The organism is Mesorhizobium salmacidum (SeqCode) (assembly GCF_037179605.1).
Taxonomy (GTDB): domain Bacteria; phylum Pseudomonadota; class Alphaproteobacteria; order Rhizobiales; family Rhizobiaceae; genus Mesorhizobium; species Mesorhizobium salmacidum.
Genome location: NZ_JAPYKS010000009.1, coordinates 136,229 through 153,356, shown reverse-complemented (window position 1 = coordinate 153,356; position 17,128 = coordinate 136,229). Strand labels below are relative to the sequence as shown.

The following is a 17,128-nucleotide window of genomic DNA, read 5'->3' as shown; positions in this document are numbered from 1 at the left end:
GAGCGAAAACATTTTAGGCTTGAAACAAATTTCGACTGGTGCGATCCTGCGCTCTGTTCCACCATGGACGTGAGGCAGACAGGGGCAGCCGCAAGATGCTTGGGCCTTCAGCGCATACCGACACGTTCACGCGCGATCATTTGCTGCCGCCCGACCAATGGCCCGACTTCCTGCTCGACGGCTTCGACTATCCGGAACACCTCAACGCCGGGGTCGAATTGACCGACAGGCTGGTCGAGAAAGGCCTTGGCGACCACACCGCGCTGATCGGCAACGGCCGTCGCCGCACCTACAAGGAACTGTCCGACTGGACGAACCGGCTCGCCCATGCGCTGGTCGAGAATTATGGCGTCAAGCCGGGCAACCGGGTGCTGATACGCTCCGCCAATAACCCGGCAATGGTCGCCTGCTGGCTGGCCGCCACCAAGGTCGGCGCCGTTGTCGTAAACACCATGCCGATGCTGCGCGCCGGTGAACTCACCAAGATCGTCGACAAGGCGGAAATAACGACCGCGCTCTGCGACACCAGGCTGATGGACGAGATGACCGCCTGCGCCAAGGACAGCACGTTCCTGAAGCAGGTGATCGGCTTCGACGGCACCGCCAACCATGACGCCGAGCTCGACCGCGCCGCCCTCGACAAGCCGGTCACCTTCACCGCCGTCAGCACCGGCCGCGATGACGTCGCCCTGCTCGGCTTCACCTCGGGCACGACAGGCGTGCCGAAGGCGACGATGCATTTCCACCGCGATCTCCTGATCATCGCCGATGCCTACGCCCGTGAAGTCCTGCAGGTGACGCCGGACGACATCTTCGTCGGCTCGCCGCCGCTCGCCTTCACCTTCGGCCTTGGCGGGCTCGCCATATTCCCCCTGCGCTTCGGCGCGGCGGCGACACTGCTGGAACAGGCGACGCCGCCCAACATGGTCCACATCATCGAGACCTACAAAGCGACCATTTCCTTCACCGCGCCGACCGCCTACCGGGCGATGCTGAAGGCCATGGACGAAGGCGCCGATCTGTCATCGCTGCGTGTTGCCGTTTCGGCCGGCGAGACCTTGCCGGCGCCGGTCTTCGAAGAGTGGACACGAAAGACCGGCAAGCCGATCCTCGACGGCATCGGCGCCACCGAAATGCTGCACATCTTCATCTCTAACCGCTTTGACGACAGGAAGCCGGCTTCGACCGGCAAGCCGGTCGGCGGCTATGAGGCCCGCATCGTCGACGGCGATATGCACGAGGTGCCGCGTGGCGAGACCGGACGGCTGGCGGTGCGCGGGCCAACCGGCTGCCGCTACATGGCCGATGACAGGCAGAAGGACTATGTGCGCGACGGCTGGAACCTCACCGGCGATACCTTCACGCAGGATGAGGACGGCTTCTTCCACTTCGCCGCGCGTTCCGACGACATGATCGTCAGCGCCGGCTACAATATCGCCGGACCCGAGGTCGAGGCGGCGCTGCTGTCGCATCCCGATGTCGCCGAATGCGCTGTCATCGGCACCGACGATGGCGAGCGCGGCCAGATCGTCGAGGCGCATGTCGTTCTGGTGCAAGGTGTCTCGCCAGACGCGATGACCGTCAAGCGCCTGCAGGACCACGTCAAGGCAACCATCGCGCCCTATAAATACCCGCGATCGGTCAAATTCATCGCCGCCCTGCCCAAGACCCAGACCGGCAAGATCCAGCGCTTCCGGCTGCGCACGGAGAAAATCAATTGAGCGAGCCCTACGATCCGGCGTCCGAAGGCGCTGAGATGTCGTTCAAGGAACGCATGTCCTACAGCGACTATCTGCAACTGCGGAAAGTGCTCGACGCGCAGGCGCCGCTGTCATCGGCGCATGACGAAATGCTGTTCATCATCCAGCACCAGACATCGGAATTATGGATGAAGCTCGCCTTGCATGAGATCGGTGCAGCGATCCGTTCGATCCGTGCCGATCGGCTTGAGCCGAGCTTCAAGATGCTGTCGCGCGTCGCCCGTATTTTCGAGCAGTTGAACAATGCCTGGGACGTGCTGCGCACGATGACGCCCAGCGAATACACCCAGTTCCGCGACTCGCTCGGCCAGTCCTCGGGTTTCCAATCCTGGCAGTATCGCGCCATCGAGTTCATGGCCGGCAACCGTAACCTCGCCATGCTCGGGCCGCACAAGCACCGGCCGGACCTCAACGCCAAGCTGGAGGCGATCCTGTCCGAGCCGTCGCTCTACGATGAAGCGCTGCTGCTTCTGGCGCGCAACGGCTTCGACATTGGGGCGGACGCAAAGCGCACGGAGTGGCGCGAGACGCGGACGGAAAACGAAGACGTCCTGGTCGCCTGGCAGACGGTGTACCGCGATCCGCAGCGCTACTGGATGTTCTACGAATTGGCCGAAAAGCTGGTCGACTTCGAGGACTACTTCCGCCGCTGGCGCTTCAACCACGTCACCACAGTGGAACGCATCATCGGCCTGAAGCGTGGCACCGGCGGCACATCGGGCGCCTCCTATCTCAAGAAGATGCTCGAGGTCGTCCTGTTTCCCGAACTCTGGAACGTCCGTACCCGGCTCTGAACCCTTGTTTGACGACTGTTCAGGTCACCGCCGTCTTGACCGCGAAGCGCGCATCCTTCCAGGCGCCGGTGCGCAGGATATCTTCCAGTACGTCGACCGCCTGCCATACATCGGTGTAACCGACATAGAGCGGCGTGAAGCCGAAGCGGATCGTCGACGGCGCACGGAAATCGCCGATCACGCCGCGCTCGATCAGTGCCCGCATCACCTGATAGCCATTGGGGTGGAGGAATGAAACCTGGCTTCCTCGCGCATTGCCGTCGCGCGAGCTTTCCAGCTCCAGGCCGTAGACGCCGCATCTGGTCTCGACGAGCTGGATAAACAGATCGGTGAGCGCGATGCTCTTCTTGCGCACCACCGCCATGTCGACATCGTCCCAAAGGTCCAGTGCCCCCTTCAGCGCCCGCATCGACAAAACAGGCTGCGTGCCGCACAGGAACCGGCGGATGCCGCTGCCGACCGCGTAACCCTGTTCGAAGGCAAAGGGCCGCGCATGGCCCCACCAACCGCTGAGCGGCTGCCGGACTTTGTCGTGATGACGCTCGGCGGCGTAGATGAAGGCTGGCGCGCCCGGACCACCATTGAGATATTTGTACGTGCAGCCGATGGCGAAATCGGCATTGGCGCTGTCGAGCTCGACCGGCAAGGCGCCGGCCGTATGGCAGAGATCCCAGACGATGAGCGCACCGACCTGGTGGGCCTTGCATGTCAGTGCCGCCATGTCGCGCAGCTGGCCGGATTTGTAATTGACATGGTTGACCAGGATGACCGCGACACGCTCGTCGATCAGTTCCTCAATAGTCGGCGCGTCGACGCCCTCGAGCCGCAGCACGGTGCCGGGTCGCGTCGAGGCCACGCCCTCGGCCATGTAGAGATCGGTCGGAAAGCTGTCGCCCTCGGCGACGATGACCGAGCGGTCCGGCCTCATGCCGAGTGCGGCATGCAGCACCTTGTAGATGTTGATCGAGGTCGTATCGCAGACCACCGTCTGGCCCGCCGCCGCACCGATCAGCCGTCCCAGCTGGTCGCCAAGCGCGACCGGCATGTCGAACCAGCCGGCTGTGTTCCAGGCACGGATCAGGTCCTGCGCCCACTCCTGCGTCGCTGCCTTCTGCAATTCGTCAAAGACGGCGGGCGCCGCGGCCCCGAGCGAATTGCCGTCGAGGTAGATGACACCTTCCGGCAAGATGAAGCGGTCGCGCATGGCGCGCAGCGGGTCCGCCGCGTCCATGGCTTCGACGGCTGCGAGATCGAGAGTTGCACGCATCATTTGTGACATTCCCTGATTATTCACGCCCTGGTTATTCACGGATAGCTTCGCGTGCTGGCGCCGGCCCGCGGCTGCGCTTGAGACTGGGCAAGGCCAGCATGGCCAGCACGAACAGGCCCGTGGCAAGCTTCAGGTCGGGCGGCGGCATGCCGGCGGCAAGGCAGAACGACACCAGCTGGTAGTAGATGATCGCGCCGGCGAAAGGCGCCAGCAGCTGCCGCCAGACCGTCTGCTTGCCGACGACGGCCTCGCCGATCATCAGCGCGGCAAGGCCGTTGATGAGGATGCCCAGCCCCATATTGACGTCGGCGAATCCCTGCGACTGCACCATCAGCGCGCCGCTTGACGCCGAAAACGCGCTCGCCAGCCCGACACCGCCTATGGTCGCGGCCCAGACATTGATGCCTTGCGCCTCGGCCATGTCAGGATTGGCGCCCACCGCGCGCACGGCCGTGCCCTTCTCGGTCCTGAAGAACATGTAGAGCAGCATGAAGGCGATAAGCGCGAGAAGGCCAGCGACGACGATCTTGCTGGCGGGAAAACCCGGCCGCGCGAACGGCACCCAGTCGAACACCGTCGGCGAGCCGAACACGGAGAGGTTGGACTTGCCCATGATGCGAAGGTTGATGCTGTAGAGCATCGTCATCATCAGGATGCCGGCAAGAAGCGTGTGGATGCGGAAGCGCAGATGGATGAACGCGGTACAGCAGCCCGCCGCGAAGCCGACAACGAGGGCGGCGGCGATGCCCATCAGCGGCGATGCGCCGGCGGCAAGGAGAACGCCGCAGACGCAGCCGCCCAGCGGAAAAGCGCCTTCGCTGGTGAGATCGGGAAAATTCAGCATGCGAAACGGGATCATGATCCCGAGCACGACAAAGGCCAGGATCAGGCTCTGCGCCATGGTGACCGGCATGATCGCGACGAAGCTGGCGAGAATGTCCTGAACAAAACCCATGGTGATCAGCTCGCCAGCAACATGCGGTCGGTTTTGACGGAGAAATGGCCGATCAGATCGATAACCGTGACCCTCACCTTCTCCTCGCCGCTAACTTCCAGAAGGACGCGGCCCGCGTCGAGCATGATCACGCGGCTGCCATAGTCGACGGCGTGCTGCATGTTGTGGGTCACCATCAAAGTCGTCAGCTTCAGCGCGCTGACGGCGCGCACCGTCGCCTGCATGACAATCTCGGCCGTGCGCGGATCAAGTGCCGCGGTATGTTCGTCGAGCAGCAGCAAGTCAGGCGATCCGCCGACCGCCATGATCAGCGACAAGGATTGCCGCTGCCCGCCCGAGAGCAGGTCGACGCGTGTGTCGAGGCGGTTTTCAAGGCCGAGACCTAGTATCGACAGGCGTTCCCTGTAGGACGCAAGGCGGGTGGCGTTCAGCCCCTGGCGTAAGGTGCGCTTGCTGCTGCGCAAATCAGCCAGCAGCATGTTTTCAGCAACCGTCATGCTGGCGGCGGTGCCGCGCATCGGATCCTGGAATACGCGAGCCAGTCTCGAGGCGCGCTTGTGCACCGGCATACCAGTCACATCGGCGCCATTGATCAGAATCTGGCCGGAATCGAGGATCAGAGCGCCGGAAATGGCATTAAGCATGCTGCTCTTGCCGGCCCCGTTGGAGCCGATGACGATGCCGAACTCGCCTGTGGCCAGCGATAGGCTGAGACCGTCCAGCGCGATCTTCTCGTCAGCCTGGCCCTTGTAGAATACTTTACGCGCGGATCGGATCTCGAGCATCGTTCCTCCCTGACCTCGGGGTGACAGCGCCCGCGCCGTCACCCTCACAGCGCCGATGTCAGTCGACGATGCAGCCGCAATCGGCCATTGAAGCCGGTATCTCGATGCCGAACGCAGCCATCGCCTTGCGCGAGATCAACGCCATGTGGTCCTTGTAGGCCGGGCGTGACGGCGCGATCGTCTTGGGATCCTTGCCCTTGAGGATTTCGGCCGCGATGTTCCCGGCGTTGGTCCCGACCTGCGTATAATTGACCGCGAAGCTCGCCGGCACGGTGCCGTTGCGGACCGCGCTGTCATCGGCGTTGACGACCGGGATACCGGCCTGGCGCGCGGCGGCGGAGACAGCGGCGATCGCCGGCTGGATCAGGTTCGAGGTCGGTCCGTAGATCACATCGGCTTTCCCGGCGAGCGAGGCGATGCGTTGCTGAATGTCATTGACGTTGTCGATGCCGACTTCCACGACCTCGAAACCGGCGGCCGGTGCCGCCGCCTTGATCTTTTCGATCAGAGCAACGTCGTTGGCTTCACCGGGATTGTAAGGCACACCAAAACGCTTGGCGTTTGGTAACAGCTTCTTGGTGAAGGCCATCACCGCGGCAACATCCTGAAGATCGGTGGCGCCAGTCATGCCTTCATCACCGGAGTCCCACGACGGCACGAGCTTGGCCGCCACCGGATCGGTGACCGCGGCAAAGACGATCGGAATGCCGGAGCCCGCGAGCGCTTTCTTGGCGATCTGCGAGACCGGCGTGGTGATGGTGTAGATCAGCTTGGGCTGCTCGGCCTGCAGCTTTGCGATCATCTGCGGCACCAGCGATGCATCGAAATTGGTATGGCTCTCCGTATAGACGACGTCCTTGCCGTCGACGAAGCCGTTGTCCGTCAGCGCCTTCTTGAAGCCGGCTATGGCGGCGTTCAATTGCGGATGCTCGCCAAAATTGGCGATGCCGATGCGGATTTGATCGGCGGCGGCACTGCCGGCGCTCACCATCAATGCGCCGGCCAACAACAACCCCGACAGCCAAGCGGATTTCGACTTCAACATCATTTCCTCCCAGATTTGATCGACGCCGCTTGCAGCGCGGCTACTGCGGCGATCATGGTCAGTCCGCCAACCCGTGTCAAACATTATATATAATTCTTGCCATGCCCCCACATCATATATAATTTTTCTTTGGCAGACGATGGATGGACCGCGATGCAGGATCAAACGATCTCCACAAAGACGGAGGCAGCCTATCAGCTGTTGCGGCGCGATATCCTGACGACGCGCCTCATGCCCGGGGCCCCGCTCAAGCTGAGTGCGCTGCGCGGCACCTATGGTGTTGGCTGGACGCCGTTGCGCGAAGCCTTGTCGCGGCTAGAGGCCGAACGCCTGGTCACCGCCATCAGCAATCGTGGTTTTACCGTCGCTCCGGTATCGCGGGCCGAACTGGAGGACCTGGCACGCGCCAGGATGGTGGTCGAGATACCCCTGTTCCTCGAATCGATGGAAAAAGGCGGCAAGGAGTGGGAGGATGCCGTTGTCACCGCCCACTACCGGCTCTCCCGTTGCAAGACCGCGGTCGACGATCCTTCGGATGCGGCCGTCGATAAATGGGACGAGAACCACGAAGCTTTCCATGCGGCGCTGCTGAGCGCGGCGACTTCCAATTGGCTCATGCGATTCCGCTCGACCATCGCCGATCAGCTGCGACGGCATCATCGTTTTCTCGGCCTGGCGCCGACATTGCGGGCCGCGGCTGGCCTGAAGGACGGTTATGAAGAGGCGATGGAGGCATTGTGCGAAGCGATTGCGATCGAACACCATACAGCGATCATGGAAGCTGCACTCGATCGTGACGTCGAGCGGGCCAAGGCGCTGATGACGGCGCATATCGGCTATACCCTGCACGTCTATGTCCACAGCGAAGACAGCGGCGCGACCAAATACGCCGCCCGCGCCGGCAGCTTGAAAGCGGGTTCCGGGTGACTTCAGCGCTTCCGCGACGCCTATTGGCATGCGCTGGCCGGAATGGGCCAAACGCCCGGATCCATCGCCGCCCCAAAGCTACCAATCGTTGGCGTTTTGGTTTCGTTTCGTTCCGCGAATAATGGATCCATAAATTGTACAATCCGCCCGCGAAGAGCCCTCCGAAAGACTGATGCCAAGGCCCATCAATGGATAGGCCACAGGCCATTAACCAAAACGATTTCAATGCCTGCCGATCGCGGAAAGGGTCGGCCGCAGTCCGCTGTCTCGGCAAAAAACTTCAGACGCGTTAACAAATTCATTAAACTTTAAATGGTTGCGGAACACAACTGGAACGGATAGTGTTTGTTCTGGGTTTGTTTTTCGATTCTGGTTCAGACCTTTCGTTCAATGCCTTGGGGGCCGCCATGCTGACACGCAAGCAACATGAACTGCTGATGTTCATCCACGAACGGCTCAAGGAAAGCGGAATACCGCCCTCCTTCGACGAGATGAAGGAAGCACTCGATCTTGCCTCCAAGTCGGGGATCCATCGCCTGATCACGGCGCTGGAGGAACGCGGCTTTATTCGCCGGCTACCCAATCGGGCGCGCGCGCTGGAAGTGCTGCGGCTGCCGGACTCGATCGCGCCGGGCCTCAATTCGGCAAAGAAATTCTCGCCAAGCGTCATCCAGGGCAGCCTTGGCCAAGGCAGTCCCGGCCGCCAGATCAGGCCGGCGACGGCGCCTTCGCGCCTGCCCGCGGTCGGCAACGACGACGATGCTGTTTCAGCCGTGTCCATCCCGGTCATGGGTCGTATCGCCGCCGGTGTGCCGATCGATGCCATCCAGCATCAGACGCATTCGATTTCGGTGCCGCCGGACATGATCATGGGCGGCGAGCACTATGCGCTGGAAGTCAAGGGCGACTCGATGATCGAGGCCGGTATCTTCGACGGCGACACGGTCATCATCCGCAATGCCGATACAGCAAGTCCGGGCGAAATCATCGTGGCGCTGGTCGACGAGGAGGAAGCAACGCTGAAGCGGTTCCGCCGCAAGGGCGCCTCGATCGCGCTCGAAGCCGCCAATCCAGCCTACGAAACACGCATCTTCGGACCGGATCGGGTCAAGGTGCAGGGCAAGCTCGTCGGGCTGATCAGGCGCTACTGAACTGGCTTGCCATCGGGCTTGTCGGCCTTTTTATAGGGGGCCAGCCCCCTCGCCTCGCGTGAGAATTTTCGCTGCTCGTGCCAGGGCCGGTACGGTCCATCGACGGCGAATTCGATCTCAGCCGGGGTCGTGGCCGATTGGGGATCGAAGAAAACGGCGGCACTCCCCTTGCGGGCGAGCTGGCGTTTGGTGACGACCAGAACCAGCGGATTATGGCAGGCGTCATAGGCGGTCGCGTCATTGACGACGATCAGGTCGGCGAAAGCGCAGGCCTTCCAGGTGTTCTTGCGATCCTCGACATAGGCGATGATCGCGCCGGAAGGGTGCCTGGCAAGGCACAGGCCTTCGCGGCAATAAAACGGCGATCCCTGCGGCAGGTCGGTGGGAGCGGAAATATCGAATTGCCCGTCCGTCTTCTCGAACATTTCCGGTTTCACGATTGTTTCGGAGATCAGAGCGCGTTTCCAATTGTCGGCTGCGAATTCGTTCGGACGTTCCCGGTTGACGGCCAGTTCGCCATTGCCGATCGACAGAGCCACCAGCCGCGCATCTTCCGAGATCAGCACATCGGGCGTGCGCGTGTGCGACACAGTCAACAGACCTGCAAGCGCGAATGGCACCGCCGTGAGCCGGAGCCACGTCGTCGCCATCGTCGCGATGACCAGCGCGACGGTGACCAGCAGCACGGATTGCTGCGAAATCAGTCCGACTCCATCGACCGGAGAGCGCTCCGATATCCACGCCGATATGGCGATCATCGCTGTCAGGCCCTTGCCCATGAGGTAGAGAGCCGGCCAATCCAACCCGAACGGCATCAGCAACGCGCTGGCGACGGCCAGGAACATCACGATCGACACGATTGGCATGACGGCCAGATTGGCGAACAGGCTGAGCGGCGACACCCGCTGGAAATGCCAGATGGCAAACAGTGCCGTCGCGCTGCCGGCGATGATGGACGTCATCGCCAATCCACCTGTCGCCAAGAGGAATTTTCGCGTCAGAAATCCGGGTAGGGATCGCTTTGGCGGCGGAGGCCTCGTCTTTCCCGCATGGTGGTCGGCCCAGCCGGCATAGGCGCCAACCAAGGCTGCGGTTGCCGCGAACGACATCTGGAAACTCGGGCCGACGACCTCGTGCGGCGAAACCAGGATAACGGCGATCGCCGAGATCGCCAGATTGCGCATGGTCAGCGCCGCGCGATCGAACAAGACGGCGATCAGCATCACCGCCAGCATGATGAAGCTGCGTTCGGCCGCGACGACGACGCCCGAAATGACGAGATAGGCGGCGATCGAAAACAGTGCGGCGGCGGCGGCGTATTTCTTCACCGGCCGGCGCGCGGAAAAGCCTGGAAACAGCGCGAAGGCGCCGCGCAGCAGACCCATGATGGTGCCGGCCACCAGGGCCATATGCAGACCCGAAATCGAGATGATGTGATAGATGCCGGTGCGCCGCATCGCTTCGTTGACTTCATCGGGAATGCCGGCCCGCACGCCGACGATCAGCGCCGCCGCGATCTCGCCTTCGGCGCCGCCAATGCTGCCCCTGATGTGGTCGGCGATGGCTTCGCGGGCATTTTCGATGCCTGAAAACACGCGTGCCGGCAGCGGCATCTCACCGGCTTCGGCGGAGACAACCGTTGGATTGCCGAGAAAGAAGCCGCTGCCCCCGATGCCGGCGAAATAGCTGTCGAAGGAGAAGTCGTAGCTGTCCGGCCGCACCGGGCCGGTCGGCGGCAGCAGTTTGGCATAACCTGTGACAAGCGAGCCGGCGGTCATTTCGGGCGGTATCTTGCGTGCCGAAAGCCGGACCCTTTCAGGCGCGTAGCGCAGTTTCGGCCGGGCGGTCGAAATCACGTCCATGGTCAGCCGGATGCGGCCGCTCTCCATCTCCTCGAGCGAGATCACGCGGCCGGTCAGTTGCGTCGAGATTTCCGAGCCCAGCATCCGGGTTCCGGCTCGCCATGTTTCGACCTTCGCCGCGAGCAGGCCAAGCACACACAACAGCAGTGCCATGAAACACAGATGGGTTTTCGGCCAGGAGCGCGAGACGAATGCACAGACCGCCGCCAGAACCACGACCGCGACAGGCTTTGCAAAATCGGGCTCGGACGCCAGCGAAAAGTAGCAGATCGCCCCAACGGCCAGGCAGACCGGCACCAGCAGGAAGGCGATGCCCCGGTCGAGTTCCAGCTCCGCCGCCTTGGCCACGCCGTGACGCAGGCGAGGCAAGGATATCGGGCCGATTTGCCGGCGCACGCGCACAATTCTGCGTGCGGCAGGAGATGGAGTTGGCGATGGGCTATCCGCCTGCAGCGGCTGGGTTGCGGGCGCAGCCACGAGCGGCGATGGCAGCGGGATCGCAGGAGGCGTCGCAAACAGCGATCGCTCGCTGACGCCGACAATGGCGCCCTCGCCCCGATCCGAGCCTCGGCCTCGTCCAGTCATCGGGTCTGCCCCTTGCGCCCTCGACACCCTATGCTACATGAACGCGCGACGCGCGAAAGTCCGCGCACTCCGCACTCAGCTTCAGACGTTTTCCGAGAGTTCCATGCCCGACAAGGTCATCACCCGTTTTGCTCCCTCGCCGACCGGCTATCTGCATATCGGCGGCGCGCGCACGGCGCTGTTCAACTGGCTCTATGCCAAGCACACCGGCGGCACGATGCTGCTGCGCATTGAGGACACCGATCGCGAGCGTTCGACCGATGCGGCCACATCGGCCATTCTGGATGGCCTGACCTGGCTCGGCCTATCATGGGACGGTGACGCGGTCTCCCAATTCGAGCGCGCGCCGCGCCACCGGGAGGTGGCCGAGGAGCTGGTGCGCCTGGGCAAGGCCTATTACAGCTACGAGACTTCAGCCGAGCTCGAGGCGATGCGCGAGGCAGCACGCGCCAAGGGCCTGCCGCCACGCTATAACGGCCACTGGCGTGACCGCGCCCCGTCGGAGGCACCCGCCGGCGTCAAGGGTGCCATCCGCATCAAGGCCCCGACCGAGGGCGAGACGGTGGTGCAGGACCGGGTCCAGGGCGAGGTGCGTTTCCCCAACAAGGATCTCGACGATTTCATCATCCTGCGTTCGGACGGCAACCCGACCTACATGCATGCCGTCGTCGTCGATGACCACGACATGGGCATCACCCATATCATCCGTGGCGACGATCACCTGACCAATGCCGCACGCCAGACCGTGATCTACAACGCCATGGGCTGGGACGTGCCGTCGATGTCGCACATTCCGCTGATCCATGGCGCCGACGGCGCCAAGCTGTCGAAACGCCATGGCGCGCTGGGCGTCGAGGCCTACCGCGCCATGGGCTATCTGCCCGAGGCGCTGCTGAACTACCTGGCGCGCCTGGGCTGGAGCCATGGCGACGACGAGATCATGTCGATCAAGGACATGATCTCCTGGTTCGATATCGGCGACGTCAACAAGGGCGCGGCGCGCTTCGACTTCGCCAAGCTCGAGGCGCTGAACGGCGTCCATATGCGCCGCATGGCCGACACCGAATTGTTCGACATTTTCATCGCCACCTTGCCCTATCTGGAGGGTGGCCCGGCGATGGCGGCGCGCCTCGACGAGAAGAACAAGGCGCAGTTGCTGGCAGCACTTCCGGGCCTGAAGGAGCGCGCCAAGACGCTGGTCGAGCTCGTCGACGGCGCCGGTTTCCTGTTTGCCGCGCGGCCGCTGCCGATCGACGACAAGGCGGCACTCCTGCTCAACGACGATGCCCGCAAGATCCTGCGCGGCGCTCACGAAGCTTTGAACGCGCTGTCCGGCGACTGGACAGCCGCCACGGCCGAGGCCGCGATCCGCGACTATGCGCTGGCTGGCGGCCATAAGCTCGGCGCCGTGGCCCAGCCGCTGCGGGCTGCCTTGACCGGCAAAAGCACCTCGCCGGGCGTGTTCGACGTGCTGGCCGTGCTGGGGCGTGAGGAAAGCCTGGCGCGCATAGCGGATCAAATCGATTAGGAGCAAACTGGCCCAAGAAGATTGGCATTGAAAGGCGCGTTTCGCAGTGCAACATTAGGCTTGGCCCAATCTGGCACGCACCTCCTAAAATGCGGTGGCGAATACGCGCACTGCGGTGATTTCGACGTGTCGCTCTGCGGAATTTGCCTTTGCCGGCATGAGGAAACAAGAAGGAGTTTGCAATGACCGAAGCTGCGAAAAAACTGGATGTGGGCGGCCAGGAGGCCATTGCAACGCTGCAATTCGCTGGCAAGACTCACGAATTCAAGGTGCGAAGCGGCTCGGTCGGACCTGACGTCATCGACATCGCCTCGCTCTACAGCACCACCGGCGCCTTCACCTATGATCCCGGCTTCACCTCTACGGCAAGCTGCGAGTCGGAGATCACCTTCATCGATGGTGATGCCGGCATCCTCCTGCATCGGGGCTACCCGATCGACCAGTTGGCCGAACACGGCGACTTCCTCGAGGTCTGTTACCTCCTGCTCTACGGCGAACTGCCGACGAAGGCGCAGAAGGACGATTTCGATTATCGCGTGACGCGCCACACCATGGTGCACGAGCAGATGTCGCGCTTCTTCACCGGCTTCCGCCGCGACGCGCACCCGATGGCGGTGATGTGCGGCGTGGTTGGCGCGCTGTCGGCCTTCTATCACGACTCGACCGACATCTCCGACCCATACCAGCGCATGGTTGCGTCCATGCGCCTGATCGCCAAAATGCCGACGATCGCGGCCATGGCCTACAAGTACCACATCGGCCAGCCGTTTATTTATCCGAAGAACGAGCTGAATTTCGCCGCCAACTTCCTGCACATGTGCTTTGCCGTGCCGTGCGAGGAATACAAGATCAACCCGGTGCTGGCCCGCGCCATGGAGCGCATCTTCATCCTGCACGCCGATCATGAGCAGAACGCTTCGACCTCGACCGTTCGTCTCGCCGGCTCTTCGGGCGCCAACCCCTTCGCCTGCATTGCCGCCGGCATCGCTTGCCTGTGGGGCCCGGCCCATGGCGGCGCCAATGAAGCGGCGCTCAACATGCTGGGCGAGATCGGCCATGTCGATCACATCCCGGAATTCATCGCCCGCGCCAAGGACAAGAACGATCCGTTCCGGCTGATGGGCTTTGGCCATCGCGTCTACAAGAACTACGATCCGCGTGCCAAGATCATGCAGAAGACGGCGCATGAGGTTTTGGGCGAACTCGGCATCAAGGACGATCCGCTGCTCGACATCGCGATGGAACTGGAAAAGATCGCGCTGACCGATCCCTATTTCATCGAGAAGAAGCTCTATCCGAACGTCGACTTCTACTCCGGCATTACGCTGAAGGCGCTGGGCTTCCCCACCACCATGTTCACCGTGCTGTTCGCGGTCGCCCGCACGGTCGGCTGGATCGCGCAGTGGAAGGAAATGATCGAGGATCCGCGCCAGAAGATCGGCCGGCCGCGCCAGCTCTACACCGGCGCGCCGGAGCGCGACTACGTGCCGATCGCCAAGCGGTGAATGGAAAAGTCAGTAGTCAGTAGTCAGTAGGGAATAGCCGACATATTCCCACTCACTACTCACTACTCACTACTCACTCCCTTGATGTGCCGCATCACAACCTCCGCGGCGATTTCACCGGACGGCTTGTCCGTTGCCATGCGCCCTGAAATCTCGGCAAACCCGTCTTTCTGCCAGGCGCGCATGCCACTGTCGGCCAACAGCGCTTCCAGCTGGCGCGCAAGATTGTTCGGTTTGACGTACTCGTTATAGAATTCCGGGATCAACGCGCGATCCGAGATCAGGTTGGGAAGCAGCGCCGACCAGACGGAAACGAGATACGGCGCGACGACGCGTGCGACCGGGTCGAGCCGATAGCAAGAGATCATCGGCACCCCGGACAATGCCAGTTCCAAGGATACCGTGCCGGACGCGATCAACGCGGCGTCGGCCTTGCCGAAGGCCTGCCATTTGCGCTCGGGCTCAAGGATAATCTCGGGTTTCTCGTCCCAGCGCGTGACCGCGGACCGCACGGTATCCGCGACATGTGGCACCGTCGGCAGCATCAGCCGGAGCCGATGCCCGCGAGCCCGCAACATCGACACGGTCTCGCCGAACGGCTCGAGCAGCCGCCGCACCTCGCCGCGCCGCGAGCCGGGCAGGACGAGCAGCGTCTTCACGCGGTCTGGTGATAGATCACGCGGCTGGCCTTGAGCCTTTGCCGCCGAGAGCACACCCGCGTCGTGGGTCAGACGGTGCCCGACATAGGTGCCGGGCGGACCACCCAGCCGATCGAGCTCCTTCACCTCAAACGGCAGGATGCACAGAATGTGGTCGACATAGGGCTTCATTGCCACCGCCCTGCCCGGCCGCCATGCCCAGACGCTCGGGCAGACATAGTGGACGATCGGGATCGACGGGTTGGCTGCGCGCACTTTTTTGGCGACGCGCAGCGAAAAATCGGGACTGTCGATGGTGACCAGGCAATCGGGCTTGGCGTCCGCAACCATACCCGCCAGCTGGCCGATCCGCCGGATCAGGCGCGGCAGGTCACGCAAGACGGCGCTGAACCCCATCAGCGCGACCTCGCCGGCGTCGAACGGCGAAACCAGCCCAAGCGCCTGCAGGTGGCGGCCGCCGAGTCCAACGAGCTGCACCTCGCGCCCTGTCATCTGGCGGAGCGACCGGACGATGTCGGCGCCAAGGAGGTCGCCTGACTCCTCGCCCGCGACGATCGCGATCTTCAGCGCCCTGTCAGCCATGTCCGGACTCCGCTGCGGCAAGGCCGACGATGAACAGCCCAAGCTCATTGGCACGCGAGAGAGTTGCGGGGCCTTCGAGGATCAGGGAGCGTCCCGCTTCGACGGCAATGCCGGCAAGGCCGGCCGCATGCGCTGCTTCTACCGTCTGTGGTCCCATGGAAGGAAGATCCGCCCGCAACTCCTGGCCAGGCTTGGCGCATTTGACCAGAACGCCGCGCGTCTTGCCGGCGATACGGCCGTGGCCGCGCAGCAGCCTGGCGCGGTCCAGCAATCCGGCCGTGCCCTCGATGCCTTCAAGCGCAATGGTCCGGCCGCCGACCGCGATCGCCGCCTGGCCGATATCCAGCGCCCCAATGGCCTTTGCCGCCGCAAAACCCGCCTCGATGTCGCGCCAGTCCGATTTCAGAGGCTTAGCCCTGGTCAACACCCCTTCGGCTGCGACAAGGTTCGGCACGATCTCGTGAGCACCCACGACCTTAATCCCCCGGGCCTCGAGCCCGCGCGCCACCACCTTGAGCAGCCCGTCATCGCCACGCGCCAACGCCATGACAACAAGGGGCACCACGGCGAGCAGGCTGAGGCTTGGACGCAGATGTTTCAGCCTTGGCCTGCGCTTTATCTCGCCGGCAAGTACCAGATGGGTAATCCGGTTGCGCTTGAGCAGCGGAACGAGCGATCCTATCGCCTCCAGGGCAAGGGTATCATGCTCGTACCGGCACAACTCCGCCATGCGGTCAGCTTCACCGTCCATGAGCACGATGAAGGGCGCATGACCCTGTTCGGCCAAACCGGCAGCGACTTCGACCGGAAGGCTGCCGCCGCCGGCGATGATGCCGACCCTGGCACCAGGCGGGAGATCAAGACCAGCCGCGGCTGTCTCAGCCTTCGTCATCGGTATCGTCGCCATCGCCGCCCGTGAGCGATGGCACCGCATAGTGCCGCTTGCCGCGACTGGTGATGAAGTCGATGATCTTCATTGCGGTCGGCGACGAGGCGAACTCCGCCTTGGCGAACTCGATGTTCTCGCTGACGGTGCGGGAGCGGTCGAAGATCGTCTTGTAGGCCTTGCGCAGCAGATAGATTTCGGAACGCGGCAGACCGGCGCGCTTGAGGCCGATGATGTTCAAGCCGCGCAAGCTGGCGCGGTTGCCGACCGCGATGGCGTAGGGAATGACATCACCAACAAAGGCCGAGCATCCGCCAAGAAAGGCGTTGTCGCCTACACGCACGAATTGATGAACGGCGCTGAGGCCGCCGATATAGACATTGTTGCCGATCTCGCAGTGGCCGCCCAATGTCGCCCCATTGGCGAAGGTGGCGTTGTTGCCGACGGCGCAATCATGGGCGATATGGGCGTAGGCGAGGAAATTGCCATTGTCGCCCACCGTCGTTTCGCCGCGGCTGGTGTCGGTGCCGACATGCATGGTCACGCCTTCGCGGATGGTGCAGTTGGCGCCGATGACGAGTGTGGTGCGGCCGCCCTTGTGCTTGGTGTTCTGCGGCGGTCCGCCCAGGATCGCCATCGGATAGACCTTGGTCGACGCTCCGACAGTGGTCGCGCCCATGACCGAGACATGGCTAACCAGTTCGACACCGTCACCGATCACAGCATCGGCGCTGACATGGCAGAACGGCCCAATGCGCACACCGTGGCCGATTTGGGCGCCTTCTTCCACGACGGAGGAAGGATGGATTGACGTGTTGATTTCCATAGGCACTC

14 protein-coding genes are annotated in these 17,128 nt (G+C 63.0%); 6 read left to right on the top strand and 8 right to left on the bottom strand.

The window, feature by feature from the left end; all coding sequences use genetic code 11:
• The first annotated feature begins 95 nt into the window (after window positions 1–95).
• Both O7A60_RS14460 and kynA read left to right on the top strand, forming a co-directional pair.
• A complete protein-coding gene (locus tag O7A60_RS14460; protein ID WP_337106878.1) occupies window positions 96–1,721 on the top strand; it encodes an AMP-binding protein in 1,626 nt (541 codons plus the stop codon).
• Window positions 1,718–2,554, top strand: a complete 837-nt coding sequence (kynA, locus tag O7A60_RS14455) for a tryptophan 2,3-dioxygenase (protein WP_337106877.1) — start codon at window positions 1,718–1,720, stop codon at window positions 2,552–2,554. The genes O7A60_RS14460 and kynA overlap by 4 nt, the downstream gene beginning before the upstream one ends.
• Before the next feature lie 19 nt (window positions 2,555–2,573).
• On the opposite strand, the gene kynU is transcribed toward kynA, so the two are convergent.
• From kynU to O7A60_RS14435, 4 genes are read right to left on the bottom strand one after another with little or no spacing between them, the layout of a single operon-like run.
• Window positions 2,574–3,821 (bottom strand): kynureninase, encoded by a 1,248-nt coding sequence (gene kynU / locus O7A60_RS14450; protein WP_337106955.1) that lies wholly within the window; start codon window positions 3,819–3,821, stop codon window positions 2,574–2,576.
• 34 nt (window positions 3,822–3,855) lie between these two features.
• Complete coding sequence (locus O7A60_RS14445) at window positions 3,856–4,779, bottom strand: ABC transporter permease (protein WP_337106876.1); 924 nt, start codon at window positions 4,777–4,779, stop codon at window positions 3,856–3,858.
• A gap of 5 nt (window positions 4,780–4,784) precedes the next feature.
• Window positions 4,785–5,564 (bottom strand): ABC transporter ATP-binding protein, encoded by a 780-nt coding sequence (locus O7A60_RS14440; RefSeq protein WP_337106875.1) that lies wholly within the window; start codon window positions 5,562–5,564, stop codon window positions 4,785–4,787.
• Window positions 5,565–5,622: 58 nt separating this feature from the next.
• Window positions 5,623–6,609, bottom strand: a complete 987-nt coding sequence (locus O7A60_RS14435; protein ID WP_337106874.1) for an ABC transporter substrate-binding protein — start codon at window positions 6,607–6,609, stop codon at window positions 5,623–5,625.
• Between the two features lie 153 nt (window positions 6,610–6,762).
• Between O7A60_RS14435 and O7A60_RS14430 the strand changes: the two genes are divergently transcribed.
• On the top strand, window positions 6,763–7,536 hold the full coding sequence (locus O7A60_RS14430) for a GntR family transcriptional regulator (RefSeq protein WP_337106873.1): 774 nt from the start codon (window positions 6,763–6,765) through the stop codon (window positions 7,534–7,536).
• A gap of 407 nt (window positions 7,537–7,943) precedes the next feature.
• Window positions 7,944–8,687 carry a transcriptional repressor LexA gene (gene lexA / locus O7A60_RS14425; protein WP_337106872.1) on the top strand — a complete coding sequence of 248 codons (744 nt, stop codon included), beginning with the start codon at window positions 7,944–7,946 and terminating at the stop codon, window positions 8,685–8,687.
• Here the strand turns inward: lexA and O7A60_RS14420 are convergent.
• On the bottom strand, window positions 8,681–11,134 hold the full coding sequence (locus O7A60_RS14420) for a ComEC/Rec2 family competence protein (protein WP_337106871.1): 2,454 nt from the start codon (window positions 11,132–11,134) through the stop codon (window positions 8,681–8,683). The genes lexA and O7A60_RS14420 overlap by 7 nt on opposite strands.
• Before the next feature lie 103 nt (window positions 11,135–11,237).
• Between O7A60_RS14420 and gltX the strand changes: the two genes are divergently transcribed.
• Window positions 11,238–12,662 (top strand): glutamate--tRNA ligase, encoded by a 1,425-nt coding sequence (gene gltX / locus O7A60_RS14415; RefSeq protein ID WP_337106870.1) that lies wholly within the window; start codon window positions 11,238–11,240, stop codon window positions 12,660–12,662.
• 182 nt (window positions 12,663–12,844) lie between these two features.
• A complete protein-coding gene (gene gltA / locus O7A60_RS14410) occupies window positions 12,845–14,167 on the top strand; it encodes a citrate synthase (RefSeq protein WP_337106869.1) in 1,323 nt (440 codons plus the stop codon).
• 62 nt (window positions 14,168–14,229) lie between these two features.
• Here the strand turns inward: gltA and lpxB are convergent, their stop codons facing one another.
• Genes lpxB through lpxA form a run of 3 tightly spaced genes read right to left on the bottom strand, consistent with a single transcriptional unit; the run spans window position 14,230 to window position 17,120 of the window.
• Window positions 14,230–15,408, bottom strand: a complete 1,179-nt coding sequence (lpxB, locus tag O7A60_RS14405) for a lipid-A-disaccharide synthase (RefSeq protein ID WP_337106868.1) — start codon at window positions 15,406–15,408, stop codon at window positions 14,230–14,232.
• Window positions 15,401–16,315 (bottom strand): LpxI family protein, encoded by a 915-nt coding sequence (locus O7A60_RS14400; protein WP_337106867.1) that lies wholly within the window; start codon window positions 16,313–16,315, stop codon window positions 15,401–15,403. Before O7A60_RS14400 ends, lpxB begins: the two co-directional genes overlap by 8 nt.
• On the bottom strand, window positions 16,287–17,120 hold the full coding sequence (gene lpxA, locus O7A60_RS14395) for an acyl-ACP--UDP-N-acetylglucosamine O-acyltransferase (protein WP_337106866.1): 834 nt from the start codon (window positions 17,118–17,120) through the stop codon (window positions 16,287–16,289). Before lpxA ends, O7A60_RS14400 begins: the two co-directional genes overlap by 29 nt.
• Between the last annotated feature and the right edge of the window lie 8 nt (window positions 17,121–17,128).

Bases quoted from the DNA above. Each gene is read 5' to 3' on its own strand.
- O7A60_RS14460 (WP_337106878.1), top strand. From the start codon at position 96: ATGCTTGGGCCTTCAGCGCATACCGACACGTTCACGCGCGATCATTTG.
- kynU (WP_337106955.1), bottom strand. From the start codon at position 3,821: ATGCGTGCAACTCTCGATCTCGCAGCCGTCGAAGCCATGGACGCGGCG.
- O7A60_RS14445 (WP_337106876.1), bottom strand. From the start codon at position 4,779: ATGGGTTTTGTTCAGGACATTCTCGCCAGCTTCGTCGCGATCATGCCG.
- O7A60_RS14440 (WP_337106875.1), bottom strand. From the start codon at position 5,564: ATGCTCGAGATCCGATCCGCGCGTAAAGTATTCTACAAGGGCCAGGCT.
- O7A60_RS14435 (WP_337106874.1), bottom strand. From the start codon at position 6,609: ATGTTGAAGTCGAAATCCGCTTGGCTGTCGGGGTTGTTGTTGGCCGGC.
- O7A60_RS14430 (WP_337106873.1), top strand. From the start codon at position 6,763: ATGCAGGATCAAACGATCTCCACAAAGACGGAGGCAGCCTATCAGCTG.
- lexA (WP_337106872.1), top strand. From the start codon at position 7,944: ATGCTGACACGCAAGCAACATGAACTGCTGATGTTCATCCACGAACGG.
- O7A60_RS14420 (WP_337106871.1), bottom strand. From the start codon at position 11,134: ATGACTGGACGAGGCCGAGGCTCGGATCGGGGCGAGGGCGCCATTGTC.
- gltX (WP_337106870.1), top strand. From the start codon at position 11,238: ATGCCCGACAAGGTCATCACCCGTTTTGCTCCCTCGCCGACCGGCTAT.
- gltA (WP_337106869.1), top strand. From the start codon at position 12,845: ATGACCGAAGCTGCGAAAAAACTGGATGTGGGCGGCCAGGAGGCCATT.
- lpxB (WP_337106868.1), bottom strand. From the start codon at position 15,408: ATGGCTGACAGGGCGCTGAAGATCGCGATCGTCGCGGGCGAGGAGTCA.
- O7A60_RS14400 (WP_337106867.1), bottom strand. From the start codon at position 16,315: ATGGCGACGATACCGATGACGAAGGCTGAGACAGCCGCGGCTGGTCTT.
- lpxA (WP_337106866.1), bottom strand. From the start codon at position 17,120: ATGGAAATCAACACGTCAATCCATCCTTCCTCCGTCGTGGAAGAAGGC.